This is a genomic window from Paenibacillus sp. FSL E2-0151, assembly GCF_037993015.1.
Classification (GTDB): domain Bacteria; phylum Bacillota; class Bacilli; order Paenibacillales; family Paenibacillaceae; genus Paenibacillus; species Paenibacillus amylolyticus.
Genome location: NZ_CP150308.1, coordinates 2,863,901 through 2,880,416, shown reverse-complemented (window position 1 = coordinate 2,880,416; position 16,516 = coordinate 2,863,901). Strand labels below are relative to the sequence as shown.

Here is a 16,516-nt window from a genome sequence, read left to right as displayed (position 1 = left end):
GGCTTCAATCCCTGCGTTACAGATCAGCCTTCACTCTAATGGTATGTCACAATCGTTCAGTCAAGGACATCCGCTTTTGCATTTTGTGCTCGTTATCCTGTTTTTTTGTAAACGCTACACTAAAATAAGATGAAACAAGCCTTTCGGGTAATTGTATTGGCTCATTCATCACTGGGAAGCAAAAAGAAGCCCCTTCAGCTAAGCTGGAGGAACTTCACATTTTTTAGTATTCACTTACCTCAAACGTCAACACCCGATCAAACAGGATATAATCCTTCCGACTCTTAAATGGCCCTTTGTTGTTGTCGTGTTTATTGATCGCATACGATGCTTTTCCGCTTCCCGCTTGCTTGGCTTCATACCAGTTGATGAAATCATTTACTTCTTTCATGCTTAGGTCGAATTCTTTCTCCAAACCTGTTGTCATGGTAACGACGAGAATCGCACGGTCGCCAGGAGGTTGTTCTGGTGTTGGAGTGTCGGTCTCCTTCTCATTCACAGCTAATACAACTTCATTGGAAATTACGGTTTCCACTCCATTAAATATGGCAACAATTTGAAAGTAGTAAGTTTTACCGTATTCTAAATTAGGCACTTGGTAAACTGAACTTTCTTTCCCTTCAATTGTAACCGAATCTTTATAACTCCCTGAATCAGTACCATATTGCAGTTTATATCCTGTTGCATCATTTATTGTATTCCAATTTAAGGTGGCAGTCGTTCCTTTAACGGAACCATTTAATCTAATATCTTCTAAAATACCTAAAGTTATCTCATCAATTGCCAACCAAGAAGACCCGCCTTCTCCATCAATCTTTATTCCTTCGTATTTTCCTTGTGTAACTTTAATTGGCGGAGGTGTGTTGAACCTTTCTGATAATGATTGTGTTTCTTTTTGACTTATAGCGGTCCATTTTCCATCCTTTAGACCATATATTTGATATGAAACCGCTCTAATAGGCTCTGCTGCAGTGCTAATATGAACAAAGTTTAACTCAGTTGGCTCGGGAAATTTAAGCTCTATGCTACCATTATATGTACCAGCATTCCATTCGTTTTTTAATTTCCTATCAATTACATTTTTCGCAACGTAAATAGAATACTCACTACTTGCCTTAACTTCAGTTCCTGTAGGTGGAGAAAATCCAAGCATGCCATCTACCTTATTACTCAATGGAGATGCCGCTCTTGTTGTCGACTGAGAAAACAACAGTACTATAAGCAAAACAGTCATAAACGCCAAACAATTTTTTTTCATCGTTAATCTCCTTATTCATTATTCTTGAACTAACTATAGCGACCTTCCAGATTAACGTCTAAACATAAACTTGCTGATCTATAAATATCAGCTAATTTCTTGAAATTTTATTTTTTATTGGATTTTACACTTCACAAAATACTCGTTTCTATTCATAAAAACTGAGTTTAATTACATTGCATCTAATAAGATACATAGAGATACGAAAAAAAAAGCCTTATGTATAATTGAAGTTAAAGTACCCCCATTAATTGTCTGAAATCATTCTCTAACTCTTCTTTCAATGAGGTATGGATGCATTTATAGAGTTCCATGCATCGTGCCATACATCTTTTTGTCTTACTTGCGAGTCTTCAGTGCCGTCTATTAATGTGAATCTCTCATAGCTTCTATAATACGCAAGGACTCCTTAATTAGCATATCTATACTTTCGCAAGTAGACTTACCGAAAAATATCTTATTAAGCTGATAAAACCTCAGAAATTCTCCAACAGCTTTGTATGCCTCTTTTGCTCTATCTTCAAGGTATAATGGCCCTATGTACTCTTTTGGCCAAAAAGTTTGCACCAACCAATGCTCCATTTTCACTAAATGGCTATACATAATTTTTATCACTTCTGCCCGATCATTATGCAATTTAATATTTCTAATTTGATGCAACTGCAACTCTCTTTGAATTTCATACTTATATTGCTCCACTGATTTATTTAATTCGGATTTGTGGGATTCAACATTTTTATTGAGCCAACTAGAAAATATGGACTTTGTAAGCCAACCAGCCCCACCCACTATCACTGCAGTTTGACCTATTTGAGTAAAAACTTCAGATACAACATCCATAAACTCATCCTTTCAAACAAAATAAGAGGGCCGCCATCAAAATACTGACAACCCCTTTTACCATTGTCTTCGGAATTATTTTTCCCAAACTACCACACTTATCCTTCTGCTTTCGGGTCTCTCATGTCTCCATTTACCTCGCGGAACACTGCTAAGAAATAGCGTCTTAACCCTATGACATTTCTTCCATCTTAAATTGGTGCACCAGGATGCGATCCCTCAAGCCATAAACCGCAATATATCCTCAATCTTCTTCCCATGAGAGATCACACCGTAGTTCATCCACGACATGAAATCCACTTCATACACATTGCCGCTCTTCACCGCAGGCAGACGTTTCCATTCATCCCTTTCGAGTAGTTCGCGCTCATCTCCAGGTTTGGCAGAATTTCCAGTGTCAAATGTAATCAACAAGTGATCCGCATGAAGCTGACTTAACTGGTCCAATCCAATGAAAATCCTCCGCTCGTGTCTTGTCCATTGCTGTACACGGGAGTGCGGAGTCAGTCCAAGATCCTGATAAATTACAGGCCCAACGTAACCCTGCTGATCCCCATAGAGAGTAATATCCGAAGCAGATATACGCAAAAAAGCTACCGTCTGACCACGCATATAACGTGCTAACCGGCTCTTAGCTTCCATTGCCTTGTCCTCATACGCACCAATTACATCTTGAACCCGATTCACTTTTCCCAATACATCGGCGGTCGATCTCAAAATAGAGCGCCAATCCTCCCCCAGATGATCTACGTAAAATGTAGGTGCTACCTGCTCAAAGCGGTCCAGATTCCATCGATCATATCCCTTATCCAGCATGATAAAATCAGGTACATTGCATAGATTAAACTGCGCATCCATCTGGCTCACATCAAATTCAGGTACGTCATCCAATCCCAAATAATGCTGTCTACCCCAGGAGTGATGCGAACATTGCAATACGGGTTTTACGCCAAGAGCCAACACAAAGTCCTCCAGATACGGAGCAAAGACACGAACCTCTTGACGGTGATGACGGCGGTATAGTCCAGGTGAAATACCAGCATATTGCTTAAATCGGCGGCCAAAATAATACTCGCTGCTAAATCCCACATTCTGTGCAATTTCATGGATGCGATCATCTGTGAGCTGCAATAGTTGCTTCGAGCGTTCAAGCCGAACCGCATTTACATATTCAAGCGGGAGTTTGCCCGTAATTTTTTTGAATTGCCGAGTGTAGCTGGCTCTGGTAAGACCAATATCTGCCGCGAGCTCATCCACGGTTATCGTCTGATCATAGTGGTCGCCAATATAACGAATTGAACTTTGAAGACGGGCACGATCATCGGGTACTTCTGTTTCGGGGGCACTCTGGCGAATTAAGGCACGGAACCACTCTTGGAAACGAAGCTGTACCTCCCATTGCTCCAGCCAATCGCCAGTGACCTGTTGACGCAGTATTTGTTCCAAGGCTTCCAGACAAGAACTCCACGGACTGAAGCTGAGTTGCATAAGAGGTAAAAATGTCGAAGAATCTGAACTTTGGAAAAGTTCCTGCTGCTCCTCCGTGTTTCTTCTAGACAAAGCGTTCGAAATATCTTCGCTTAACTCAGCCACCATCAGATCAAGCTTATAATACTGCAATTCACTTTCTGTCCAAGGCGAACCTTCTATTTTAACGGATGTTCCAGCCGGAACAAACATAATCATTCCTTTTTCCAAATGAGATTCCCGATCTGAGCAAACTATTGAACCCTTCCCAGACGTTACAACAAAAATAGCGTGTGAAGACGACGTTCTGTATAACAAACGTTTATCGATATGAGATTGATGGTGATCTACGTATTCCATATGCTGAAGTGAGCATAGCCAGGGCTTGGGGATCAGTTGTATTATCGTAGGGCACATGTTCATCGTCCTTAACTGAGAATTATTATCATTTAAAATAGTGTATACGAAAAAAGAAAGCTCTTCAACCCTGGCTGAAGAACTTTCTTTAAGTAATCGATTCAATTATGGAGTCAATTTTTCCAAGAGATCATCAATTTTCATGGAATTTGCTGTAATCGCACCTGATTGCCAATGTGATCTTTCCATAATATATACCTGATTGTTCTTAACGGCCGGAAGAGATTTCCACAATTTGCTGTCAAGTACCTTCAAGGCTTCCTTGTTCTCAGGAGAAGACCATTCACCATTGGAAGGGAACACAATAAGATGATCTGCATCAAGTTGCGGCACGGCCTCTTCAGACAGAATTTCCTGGTATTCTTCCATCTTGTTAACCAGAGGATGAGGTGTTAGGCCAAGCTCCGAATAAATAAATCCGGTGAACCGATTTTTCACACCGAACAGTGCCAGTGTATCATCGTTAACATTCAGTCGGACAACTGCGACAGTCTCGTCTCCAACCGCTTCCTGCAACTTCGCCTTAGCATCTGCAATCTTGGCCTTAAATGCCGCAGCAACTTCTTCACCCTTGTCCGGTTTCCCTACAACATCGGCAATGGTTTTCAAAATTTGATTCGAATCCTGCAGTACGCTCTCAGGCAGACGATATGTCGGTGCCACCTTGGAGTACATCTCATATTTCTCCATATCTACCCCACCATCTACAATGATGAGATCCGGATCATATTCCAACAAAGCTTCAATACTCCCCGTAGTATCAAATTGAGGAACATCCAGTCCTAAATAATCCTGTACACCCCACATCGGGTTATACCACTGCACTACAGGTGTAATATCAAGCGCCTTCAAATAATCTTCCACATATATTCCAGCAATCCGCTGTGGTTGAACCGGAATTGTCACATCTCCAAATTCATCCTGTACAACTCGTGTCGCAGGCTCTGTCTCGGTTCCAGAAGTATTTTCTCCAGAAGCCGCACTTTCAGTTGCAGTTGCAGGAGTCTGTTCCGCATTCGTAGCGGTATTTGTACTACATCCTGAAATAACCAGACCCATGAGCAGTAATGTAATCGTCCACCCTTTGAAACCTTTAACTAAACCTACCATGTTACCCTTCACCCCTATGTGATCTGTTGATGTAACCGTGAGAATATCTCACATATAATGATTATCATTCTCATCGATTGCTTAGGTGAATTGTACCTTATGCCTCAGCCGACCCACAATGTACATTTGATGCTGTTTTTTTATACAAACGAAAACAACCCTGTTGGTCCTCCCCCGCTTATCGCAGGGGCAACCTGCCTTGACGGTAACTTTCCAACAACTGATCCACAAAGAAATCGTTCGCCGTACCCTGTAACAATGCAGCACCAATTAAACCCATATCATCACTCACATACCCCGCTAACTCAGGTTCGCCGGTGAGAGCCAAGGTTTGTTTAAACGCCTGTTCCCTGCATGCGCGCAGCACCTCTTCTTCAGCTACCGCGGTATCTTGAGCCCATCGTACAAAAGCTTGCATCCACTCGTCAGCAAATGCAGAAGCATCCCTTTCATCCAAGTAAATTTCCACATCCAATCCTTCGAATGTCTGCTGGGTCAGAATCTGTCCCTCGTTAAGATCCAACAGTAGCTTCTCCACATCCGTTTTGCTCATTGATCTCTCCTCCAGTTCCTCGTCAAGTCAGATACATCTCTGGTATAACGAAACGTTTCATCATCTGCTTTGGATCGGCTGTAAAATGATCCAATTGAAGTTCCTCATATTCGCTAAGGATACTTTCAAAGATACCAGCGATCACACCACAATCTGCCAAAGCATTGTGCCTGTGAATTCCATCTGTATTCAGATCGTAATACCGAATCAGAAAATCTGTAGAAACGACCTCGTTAATCTCAGGATGAATGTAGGTGAACATCGCTTTTGTATCGAGCACCGGGTTGGTCAACATCGGAAGCCCATACTCATCACAATGCCGCTTCAAGATGGGTAGGTCATACTCATATCCAGCTTGTGTCACAAGAACGTTATCACCAATAAATTTCTGAAATTCCTGAAATGCTTCTACGAACGACGGAGCCTCCAACATTTCCTCATTCGAAATTCCTGTTAATTTCGCCACAGGTTCTGGTATTGGTTTGTTCGCGCGTGTTAGTGAAGAAAATGTTGTCTTGCATTGTTGACCTCTTTGGTAATGCATCGCACCAAATTGAGTCACACTCTCCACCACAGGATTAATGCCTGTACCTTCGAGATCAAATATGCAGTACATTCTATCCTGTAATGGAGATACGCTTAGATTTTCAATAAAGTATGTATCAGGCAAAAGCGTAATTTTCATCCGCCAACTCACTCCTCCCCACTATCATTCTGGCAAATGCATTTCTCATATATAACTCTGTCACTCCCACAATCGGGTGACCTGGACCAACTTGCGCGTTCCATCAAACTGCAATTTAAAAATATCCGGCATCGTAGTACTCTCCCAAAAGTCATACCCGTAGGAAGAATCATAGTGTTGTAAAATAAGTGTCATTACATCTCCATGGGTTCCGATGACTACCTTGTGACCCACATGTTTATCCAAAATTTTCTCAATTACCGCTACTGCCCTTGAGCGAGCCTGTTCACCAGACTCCCCACCTGAATACGCATACGTAGGATCACGGTACAACTGCTGCTTGGCTTCACGAAAATTAGCATGCTTCACATCTGAACTCGACAACTGGCGTTCACGCAAATCTTCCTCTGTCACCACAATTCCATCTGACCAATCTGCCAGAATCTGAATCGTATCTACCGCTCGCCTGTAGGGGCTAGAATAAAACAGTTGAATCTGCTCCCCATGGAGCAGACTGGCAACCGTTCCCGCATCTTGATGACCTTGCTCTGTCAGTCCACGCTCGCGTTCCTGTCCTTCAACATATCGAGACTCCGCATGTCTGACAAAATATAAAAACGTACTGGCCTCACTCATCATCCATCCGCCACCCCTTTTTTCTTCTCAATGACAATCAGGCAGGTACTGTCTGGCAAAGGCGCAGGCTCACCATTTTCCTTCATGAAGATCATTCGTTCTCCAAGTGCTTCCGTGTACCCCTCCTGGAGAAAATGTCGGAACGTAATCATCTCGGCTTGTTCACCCAGCGCTTCTCGAATACAGTTCTCATAGGCTGTCGGCGTGAATATACCGAACTGTTCCTGAATTTCATGCACGTATGCCTCTTCGCCCCACGTATAGGTGTAGAGAAACTCCATTGCATCGTTGATCGGCAATACGACCTCATTGTCTGAGACCCGCTCATATTGAATTGCACGTCCCTGAAAATCCTCTGCATACCGCTCCAGCCAGCGCATCCCATCCGGTTCCAGGAAACGAATCCGGCGCTTCTGCGCCTCCGGCTCACTCATGATCCCATCCCGAATCAGAATTCTTCCTCCAGGTGACAGCACACGGAATGAACTTCTCAGCGCTGCTACAACCGTATCGGAATTAAATCTTCGACCGTCCAGTTCAATATATGAATATAATTCATGCAGAATGGATGAAAAAATAACCGTATCCACTGTGCCCGGCTGCACATATTGCTCCAGTTGTAGGGCATCGCCCTTCATCACTTGCCAGCGATGTCCCTCACGTTGTTTTTTGCGTTCCAGCGCTTCAATGACATTGGCTGAGATATCGATACCAATCGGCTCCACTTCCGGTTTTTCCTGCTCAATCAGATCCAGCAGAATTCCTCCACCTGGACCAATATCCAGTACTCGTTTACCAACGATATAGTCGAGCAGTACTTTTTTGTAATCACCGGAGCTGTTCATATCGGACAAATACGTCTCTTCGTTGTGGAAACGATCATACGCATCCCGGCGTAATCCGAACAGGTCAAATAACAGCAGTACAGCCTTCTCGTATAACGGCGACTTCTCCGCTTCAATACAGAATGCAATCAGCTTCTCGGCAGCCGGAGAAAATTCGAAGGTCACGAATAATGTATCCGGCAGATCCGTATGACGTTCAATGCGATGGGTTAGATGGGGATAGACGATCTGCTCCCCTGCCACAATCTGTTCCCACGAATACTGTTCCAAATATTTTTCAATCATTCGTTTCTTGTAAATATTGAGCTTCTTGACGCCCTTATAGTCGTAATACATCGTATTCATCAATGGTTCAAAGCTGATATGGCGAACGATTTCAGATCGACTCTCCATGGATGTTGGATGCATTCTCTCGCTGCGAAGTGTCAACAGGAACACTTTCACCATCTCCTGCAACGAAAAATCCTGCATGGCCGACTCCACATACCATAATGTGCGATGAGCCAGCGGAGCCAGCGCCTGTTCTACATCCAGTTCCGTTTGGAGCCTGGCATAAGCCGTATCCATAGCTTCTCCTTGCCGAATGGATGAACTTCTTAAGCGGGATAACCGTTCCTTCACGCTCCAGTCCTCATGATTCGGTCCGGTGATAATCCAGCCTACAATTCGCTGTACCTCAGCCTGAACCTGATTCCATAACGCTCGATCAACGCCTGCAATAATGCACTCATTTAATGCCATCAGTATGGTGTGCAATTCATCTGTAGTAAGCCATCCTTTGACGATCAAGCCGTGAAGCGGAGCATTTTCGGCAAATGGAATCTCACCCCGTATGTATTGACCAATAAGTCCATGTGTAGCAATTAGAGTACGTATAATCTCATGCCTTGGAGTGTGTGTATTCAGCGCATCATGCTCGCTTATATCCGCATTGTTACTTAGAGCACCACTCGGAGAACCAAGTTGATATATACTCGTCTCCTTGGTCTTATCGATGTCATTATCCAGGTGCTCTGCCACTGCGTATAAGTCATATAACTGAGCGGACCCCACATTGTGTACAAACAAGTTAACGCCCTGCTTTTGCCATACCCGCCGTTGCTCCCGTGATCCGGCCTTCGCCGTCTCTGACCAGGTTAATACGTCTTCCAGAATTTCTCGCACCCAAAAAGAAACCTGAAGCTCCTCCAACACATGCAGTGTACGCTCGGTGTAGTCCAGTACTGGATTTGTTCCCTCAAGTTCGGCAATGGAATGAATGCGTTCGAGGTTAATATGGGGTTTCTCCGCTGCTGCCAGCAGTTGCAGCCATAGCTGCTGGGCTTCCGGCGTATTACCTGACTTGTATGATTGTATGGCCTTTAATGAATGCAGCATAAATATGTCCCCTCTCTTTCTCTACCCTTATATATAATATAGTTAGATTCGTTTATAGATTTTAAACTATTGTATAACTGGCTCTGTATCCTCCGGTAAAGTACCACTCATTAATATTACCCAGCTTCGAGCCACATCACCCGCAGGATCACCCGACATACCAGTCATCCAATCAATGACCCAGTATTGATCGCCGCCCTCACTGAGCATAACATTATCAGGGTGAAAATCGCCATGACAGATCTGCTGTTAATCAGGCAATATTTTATTCTTTCTGGACTGCTTAGAGTGGAAAATCCATTCTATATAACTTCATAATGTGCTCGTTCGAATAGGCATAGATTTCCGCAGTTCTTCCCTGACCGATTCGCTCCATATCTACCCTCCCTTTACTCGAACTCACTGCCTCTGATTTTGGAGAAAACCATACAATCAACCAGCGTACCTGTGCTGTCACGTCTCATCTTGCGCAGTACACCTTCCAGTGTATAACCCGCTCGTTCGGCTACTTTGGCACTTCGCACATTGCGGGCATCACAGCGGATCTCCAGCCGGTTCGCCTCCAGATGAGTAATGGCAAATTGCTCAATGCCTCTCACCGCTTCCGTCATCAAATCCTCACCAACTCGCGATGTTCGAATCCAGTAACCGATCTCAAAACAGCGTGCATTCCAGTCAATGCGATGTAACCCGCTGCTACCTACGAATTCATCCGTATGTCTATCACGCAAATGTAACATCATGTCGGTACGTTCCAGATATTGCAGCCTTGCTTTGCGAACAGTCACTTCAGACTCTTGCAATGAAGGGATTTTCTCGGCAAAAGGTAACCACAACCGCAGCTGCTCCGCACTCTCACGGACCGCTTCATTAACGGCTGCGCCATCCCCCCACTGCGGTGCTCGAATTGTGAGGCGTTCCGTATGGAAGCTCTCGGGAAGCGTTAGCATAATCGGATTAAATGTTGACGATTCTGTCATCGTTATACCTACTCCTCCACTTGAAAAATAGAATCAATGATCAGCGGCAAATTATCCCTTACGGACACTGCACCGAACACGGAACGAGCGTGTACCCCCTGATCCCCAAATACCTCCATCATCAGATCCGAGAATCCATTTAGCACTTTATGATGCTCCTGATACGAAGCGGACGCATTAATGAATCCCTGCACTTTAACCACTCTCTTCACCCGATCCAGTGAATCCAACACATCTCGAACGACAGCAAGCACCTCCAGTCCAGCATTCCGGGCAAAATCATACCCCTGCTCTGTTGTGAAGTCTGATCCCAGTTTGCCACGTTCGGAGGTATCCGGTCCTTTCCCCGATACATACATAATTCCATTCACAATAACGGCATTGGCGTATTTCGCTGCGGGGGCACTGGCCTGTGGCAAAATGATCCCCAGTTCATTTAATCTCGCTTCAATCATCGTATATTCTCTCCCTCTTTTATGGTCCTCACGGAACCCGATTCCTTGTATTCCTGTCTATAAACTCTTGGTGATACCTGAACGGTACGTTTGAACATCTTGCCAAAATGAGAGAAGTTACTGAACCCCGCAAGCCAGGCGATGTCCGTAATGGATTCTTCACTTTCTCGCAGTAAACGCTGCGCTTCCTTCACCCGTAACAGATTCAGATAATCACTGAAGGTAAAGCCCGTCGTTTGTTTGAACAATCGACTCAGATAATGCGGACTAATGCGAAACATGCCCGCCACCTCCGGTAATGTCAGTGGTTTCTGATAGTTCTCATTCAGGTAACGTACAACTGCCTGTGTCTTGGGATGAAGAATCGGCTCACGATCATCGGAGCTTAACCTGCCCAAGTGTTGATTACGATAGGCATGGAGCAACAATTCAACAGCCCGGTGACGGAGCAACAGGTTGCTTCCAGGTTGAGGACGAAGCATTTCATCCACCATTTCGCTAACCATCCGTTCTAGAACCTCAGTGACTTGAGATGGAAACCTTACAATAGGAATCTCCCAACAGAAGGGTTCCTTCAAGCCTTCAACTAACTCCGCGGAAATAGCTATGGCTGCAAAAAGCTCAGGCTTCAAATACAGCACCATCCGCTCATGGTCAGGCATACCGCTCTCCAATGTTTTATGAACCGTATTTCGGTCAACAAACACCAGATCACCAGCCTTTACCCGGTAAGTCCGGTCCTTGATGAAATAGATACGCTCACCAGACAACAGGTAATATAACTCATAATGATCATGCAGATGGTCATCCGTCATCGAGAAATATCCGATTCGACGATCATATTCGATGTGCAGTAAATCCGAGGGATCATGAAAATCTGCACTGAAAGGTTCTGTCATATCGCCCTCTCTCCTTTCCATAAATTATAGCAAAATATGCGGCATTTGAAAGCGGTTACGCATAAAATGCGGCGAAAGAAGTACTCCCTTGTTATAGTCTAGAGCTATATTCAAGGAGGCGATAGACATGAGTAACAAGAAACGTTATGTATTAGTCGGAACTGGCGGCCGCGCCGAATTTTTTTATGGTGCTTTGACCCGGGATTATAGGGATACATCCGAGCTTGTCGGCTTTTGTGATATAAATCAAGTCCGCATGAACTACGCGAATCAACTATTGAAGGAAAAGTACGAGTATCCTGAGGTACCCACTTATCCTGCAGATCAGTTTGATCAGATGATTGAGAACGAGAAGCCTGACTATGTCATCGTAACGAGTGTTGACCGCACCCATCACAAGTACATCATTCGTGCGATGGAACTGGGTTGTGACGTTGTCACCGAAAAACCGATGACCATCGATGAGGAGAAATGTCAGGAGATTCTGGATGCTGTCAAGCGGACTGGCCAGAACGTAAGAGTCACCTTTAACTACCGTTATGCACCGCACCATACTAAGATTCGAGAACTTATTCTGAATGATACCATCGGGAAAGTCACTTCCGTTCACTTTGAATGGCTGCTGAATACCCGCCACGGGGCAGATTATTTCCGCCGTTGGCATCGGGACAAGCGTAATAGCGGCGGATTACTCGTGCACAAATCCACCCATCACTTCGATTTGGTGAATTTCTGGATTGGCTCGCAACCGGATACCGTGTTTGCATTTGGTGATCTGATGTATTACGGCAGAGAAAACGCAGAAGAACGCGGTGTAACGCAATTCTACAACCGGGCAACCGGCAACCCGATCGCAAAGGATGACCCTTTTGCACTGCATTTGGATTCAGACGCACATATGAAGTCCATGTATCTGGATGCCGAATCGGAAGATGGTTACCAGCGCGATCAGAGTGTATTTGGGGATGGCATCAACATTGAGGATACAATGGGTGTTCTTGTGAAGTATCGGAACAAAGCCATTCTGACCTACTCCCTCGTTGCCTACCAGCCATGGGAGGGTTATCGCATTGCCATTAATGGCACCAAAGGCCGGATTGAAATGAACATTGTGGAGCAATCCTATGTCAATTCATTGGGTGACAAAAGTAAAGAAGGTGCTTTAATCGGTAAAACGTTGCGGGTTCTTCCAATGTTTGATGCGCCATATGAGGTTGAAGTGGAAGAGAAAGCAGGTGGACATGGCGGAGGTGACCCGGTTCTGCTGAATGATTTGTTTGGAGAGCCAGTTGAAGATCCGTTCCATCGCGCTGCTAACCACGTGGACGGTGCCAGATCCATTCTGACGGGTATTGCTGCCAATCGCGCCATCGCGACGGGTTTGCCTGTCAACGTCAATAATCTGGTTCGTTTCTAAGTCCCCCAGGTCTGCAATACATTATTAATTTCATTTAAAGGCTGCGCATATCACGCAGTCTTTTTTATATTTTTGTGGCTAATCTGCAACTCGACTCGGTAGAAGGAGGAAATCTATGTTCTTCTCTTTAAAAAACCGCCTGATTGCCTTTATCGTTGTCCTGTTTGTCCTCGCTTTTGGCACACTCTCCTACCTGCTCTTCAAGGAATCACGCACGGTCATTCGCTCTTACATCGAATCCTCTGCTCTTGAGAAAATGGAGGAATACGGTTCATACGTAGACATGGTGCAGATGCAGATCTATGATGTCGCCTCTCTTGTTTTCAACAGTGATATGGGCAAAAACTGGGATAACGCGATCGGTGATCTGAACCTGCCGGAAGGAGAAAAGATGCTGGCCAACCTCGCGATGAGCCGTTTTCTCACTCAGGCAACCAACAGTTACACTAGTATCTCGGATGTATCCATCTATCGACGGAATGGACTGCGAATTGGCAGCGAGAATCAGGTAACATATGACCCTGCCTTTGTACAAGAATCCTGGTATACGAATTTCTACACGTTGGGGGAACACTGGTTACCTGCACACACCGATCAATATGAACGTGTCAGAGATCATGGCAATCCGGTGGTCAGTCTGCTGATGCCCATTGGCACCTTTCATCATGCTACAGCGCAGAATGTCATGAAGGTGAATGTCAGTGAATCTTATTTTCTGGAGCCGCTCCGGCGCATACATCTTGCGGAGAGTAGCACTATTTTTCTACTGGGCGAGCAAGGAAATCCTATTCTGTCACAGCAGGTAGACACGTTGGGTGCTGTAGCTACCGCAGAGATCGATCGTATTCGAAAAAGCCCACTCAAATCCGGTGTGACATACCTCACGAACCAGGAAGGACAGCGAGACATTTTTGTATTCAAGAAACTGGGACGTACCGGCTGGATGTTGGCGGGTCTTGCACCGGAAAAGGAAATGTACCTCTCTCTCCATAAACTCCAAAGCACAATTGTGGTGGTGACGATTGCCCTGATTCTGGTCTCCCTCTTGGCTGCTGCATGGCTATCTCATGGCGTAACCAAACCTTTGACCAGACTGGTGCTGGCAATGAGACAGGTTCAACGAGGTGCTTTTGATCAAGCGGATTCACTACTGCCTCCAGATAAAAATGTAAAGAGCGAGATTAGTTATGTAATCTTCACTTTCCGTTATATGATCAGTCAGCTCCGCCAGCATATTCAGAATGAATTTGAACTGAAACTGCTTCGCCAGCAAGCAGAGTACAAAGCACTTCTCATACAGATTAATCCACATTTTATGTTTAATACCCTGGAACTGGTGAGCAGCCTTGCCATTCAGCGCCGAACGGATGATACGGTTCAGGTCATTGAGGATTTGGGTAAAATGATGCGCTTTTCTATCAACACCAATGACGACCGTGTTTCCCTAACCGAAGAGCTGGATTATGTGCAGCGTTATATCTCCATTTTGCAGACTCGTTTCGGTCATAAGCTAGACATTTCGGTAACGTTGGAAGGCACACTGAACTCCGTGGTCATCATCAAGTTTATTCTTCAACCACTTATTGAAAATGCAGTGAAATACAGCTTCCAGCATCAGACGACAGCTCAGGTAAGGATACGAATCAATCGGATGTATGATCGTCTGCACATTAGCGTTTCAGACAATGGACCGGGTATCCCAGCAGAAATAATCCACAAGTTGCAACATCCGGTTGCTCCCTCCTCATTGGAATCCATATTACATAATGAAGGCTGGCATATTGGACTGAGCAATGTCATTGCTCGTTGCCGTCTGCATTATGGTGGCTTGTTCACTGTCCACATGGAGAACGATGAGCGCGGAGGCGCATGTATTGAACTGATTCTACCCGTACAGGAGGAATATGATGTACAACGTATTAATCGCAGATGACGAGATCGAAGTTCGCGAAGGATTAAAATTGAAAGTCGATTGGCATGGCATGGGTTTTGTCATAACAGGAGAAGCCTCTAATGGGATCGAAGCGGATGAACTTTTGAAATCTGAACATTTTGACTTGCTGATTACCGATATGAATATGCCTGTCATGGATGGCATCAGACTATTGGATGTCTGCCGCAGTTATAATCCTTCTATTCAGATTATCATTATCACGGGTTATGAAGATTTTCAATATGCCAGAGCGGGGGTCCGCAGTCAGGTCATGGATTATTTACTGAAGCCTGTAACCCGGGATGAACTGAAAGCCACATTAGGCAAAATCAAAGCGGATCTGGATGAACAACGTAAAGTTCGAGGCAATTCCGAATTGATGCAATGGCGACTCTCTCAGTATTACCGGGAAATGAAGGAACGTTTCCTTCTTGATCTCGTTAAAGGCAATCGCCTACCGCCTTCCTCCATGCCAGAACGGCTCAGATTATTTCATCTCGAATCATGGCAAGATCAGAAGGTCTGTTTCATCACCGCCAGTATAAGTCAATCGGACAAGCAGGATATTCGAAAAGATCGCTCACACGAGCAGATGCATCTTCCTTTTGAGATGGTATGTTATGAAATCGCCCAGTCTGATTCAGACAATGTCCAGGTTTTTCATGATTCGGCACACGCAGGGATCATGCATTTCATAGTGCAAGATGGTATGCAGCATGAATTCATCCAACAGCTTACGGAACATACGGCATCCGTTTTTTCCATGGAACTCAAGATTGGGGTGGGGCTTTCTGGTTCCGGACTTGAGCACTGGAAAGAAGGTTATATCCATTCCCTTCTGGCATGGAATTCAGCTGAACGGGCTGTCAGCGGGCCAAACCTTCAGGCAGGAACAGACTATAGTCCATTACTGCCTGAAGAAACAACACGCAAGCTGCATCGTTGCCTCATTCGAGGAGAATTGGGCTCCTTCCGCAGCATCATCCACAAGGAACTTCACGAGGCATTCCAGCTTTCTCCCTCTCGAATGACACGAAGTATTTTTCAAATTTCACTGTTGATGGATTTTCCTATAGCCCCGGAATGGATACTGTGGCTTAAGACGCCAGATCAAGCAGAACGCTTATTAATGCAATGGGCTCAAGACTTCCTGAGTCGACAACTTCCTTCAGAAGATGGGGATGAGACGGTTATAGACTTAGCCAAGCGATATATCGAGGAGAACTACATGCAGGAGCTAACCTTGACGTTACTCGCTGAACGGTTTAACTATTATCCTACCTATTTCTCCGAACTGTTTAAGGAAGGTTCAGGGACCTCTTTTATTCAGTATGTGACGGGTGTTCGGATGAAACACGCCTTGCAACTGCTGAAGGAAACCCAATTAACCGTATGGGATATTACAGAACTGACCGGTTTCAGTTCGCCAAGTTATTTCAGTTCGAAATTCAAAAGAATGTTCAACATGAGTCCGTCAGACTATCGCTTGCTGCATTCCGAAAAAATCGATAGCCATGATCCGAAGAAATGAGATTCAAGCTTCTCCCCTTCCCCGGTATGATGTGGTTACCAAGAGAACGCCGCATGTTGTAAGCGGATTCATAACTGGTAACTATTATTCTTACCCATTCAGAAGGGAGGCAC

15 protein-coding genes are annotated in these 16,516 nt (G+C 44.8%); 3 read left to right on the top strand and 12 right to left on the bottom strand.

What is annotated here, in order from left to right:
- Nucleotides 1–223 precede the first annotated feature (223 nt).
- The 12 genes from MHI55_RS13385 to MHI55_RS13330 form a co-directional block, all read right to left on the bottom strand.
- Nucleotides 224–1,258, bottom strand: coding sequence for a fibronectin type III domain-containing protein (locus tag MHI55_RS13385; RefSeq protein WP_340390231.1), 1,035 nt, complete (start codon nt 1,256–1,258; stop codon nt 224–226).
- A gap of 366 nt (nt 1,259–1,624) precedes the next feature.
- Nucleotides 1,625–2,098, bottom strand: a complete 474-nt coding sequence (locus MHI55_RS13380; RefSeq protein WP_340390229.1) for a hypothetical protein — start codon at nt 2,096–2,098, stop codon at nt 1,625–1,627.
- 219 nt (nt 2,099–2,317) lie between these two features.
- Nucleotides 2,318–3,796, bottom strand: coding sequence for an AraC family transcriptional regulator (locus MHI55_RS13375; protein WP_340390227.1), 1,479 nt, complete (start codon nt 3,794–3,796; stop codon nt 2,318–2,320).
- A 291-nt stretch (nt 3,797–4,087) separates the two neighbouring features.
- Nucleotides 4,088–5,092 (bottom strand): ABC transporter substrate-binding protein, encoded by a 1,005-nt coding sequence (locus tag MHI55_RS13370; RefSeq protein WP_036608793.1) that lies wholly within the window; start codon nt 5,090–5,092, stop codon nt 4,088–4,090.
- Nucleotides 5,093–5,270: 178 nt separating this feature from the next.
- Nucleotides 5,271–5,645, bottom strand: a complete 375-nt coding sequence (locus tag MHI55_RS13365; protein ID WP_315370902.1) for a hypothetical protein — start codon at nt 5,643–5,645, stop codon at nt 5,271–5,273.
- A 22-nt stretch (nt 5,646–5,667) separates the two neighbouring features.
- Nucleotides 5,668–6,330 (bottom strand): 3'-5' exonuclease, encoded by a 663-nt coding sequence (locus MHI55_RS13360; RefSeq protein WP_282321701.1) that lies wholly within the window; start codon nt 6,328–6,330, stop codon nt 5,668–5,670.
- Nucleotides 6,331–6,390: 60 nt separating this feature from the next.
- Nucleotides 6,391–6,969, bottom strand: coding sequence for a histidine phosphatase family protein (locus tag MHI55_RS13355; protein ID WP_235431550.1), 579 nt, complete (start codon nt 6,967–6,969; stop codon nt 6,391–6,393).
- Complete coding sequence (locus MHI55_RS13350) at nt 6,966–9,188, bottom strand: class I SAM-dependent methyltransferase (RefSeq protein ID WP_340390225.1); 2,223 nt, start codon at nt 9,186–9,188, stop codon at nt 6,966–6,968. Before MHI55_RS13350 ends, MHI55_RS13355 begins: the two co-directional genes overlap by 4 nt.
- A 66-nt stretch (nt 9,189–9,254) precedes the next feature.
- Nucleotides 9,255–9,431, bottom strand: a complete 177-nt coding sequence (locus MHI55_RS13345; protein WP_340390597.1) for an aminoglycoside phosphotransferase family protein — start codon at nt 9,429–9,431, stop codon at nt 9,255–9,257.
- Nucleotides 9,432–9,577: 146 nt separating this feature from the next.
- Nucleotides 9,578–10,168 carry a GNAT family N-acetyltransferase gene (locus MHI55_RS13340; protein ID WP_340390221.1) on the bottom strand — a complete coding sequence of 197 codons (591 nt, stop codon included), beginning with the start codon at nt 10,166–10,168 and terminating at the stop codon, nt 9,578–9,580.
- A gap of 8 nt (nt 10,169–10,176) precedes the next feature.
- The gene (locus MHI55_RS13335) at nt 10,177–10,623 is read right to left on the bottom strand and encodes a RidA family protein (protein ID WP_340390219.1); all 447 of its coding nucleotides are present in this window, start codon (nt 10,621–10,623) and stop codon (nt 10,177–10,179) included.
- Nucleotides 10,620–11,522, bottom strand: a complete 903-nt coding sequence (locus MHI55_RS13330; protein WP_340390218.1) for an AraC family transcriptional regulator — start codon at nt 11,520–11,522, stop codon at nt 10,620–10,622. Before MHI55_RS13330 ends, MHI55_RS13335 begins: the two co-directional genes overlap by 4 nt.
- A gap of 127 nt (nt 11,523–11,649) precedes the next feature.
- Here MHI55_RS13330 and MHI55_RS13325 point away from each other — a divergent pair, with 127 nt between their 5' ends.
- The 3 genes from MHI55_RS13325 (at nt 11,650) to MHI55_RS13315 (ending at nt 16,403) form a co-directional block, all read left to right on the top strand.
- A complete protein-coding gene (locus MHI55_RS13325) occupies nt 11,650–12,939 on the top strand; it encodes a Gfo/Idh/MocA family oxidoreductase (RefSeq protein WP_036670584.1) in 1,290 nt (429 codons plus the stop codon).
- Between the two features lie 115 nt (nt 12,940–13,054).
- Nucleotides 13,055–14,872 carry a sensor histidine kinase gene (locus MHI55_RS13320; protein WP_340390216.1) on the top strand — a complete coding sequence of 606 codons (1,818 nt, stop codon included), beginning with the start codon at nt 13,055–13,057 and terminating at the stop codon, nt 14,870–14,872.
- Entirely contained in the window at nt 14,844–16,403 is a 1,560-nt protein-coding gene (locus MHI55_RS13315; RefSeq protein ID WP_340390214.1) for a response regulator, read from the top strand. Before MHI55_RS13320 ends, MHI55_RS13315 begins: the two co-directional genes overlap by 29 nt.
- The last annotated feature ends 113 nt before the right edge of the window (nt 16,404–16,516 follow it).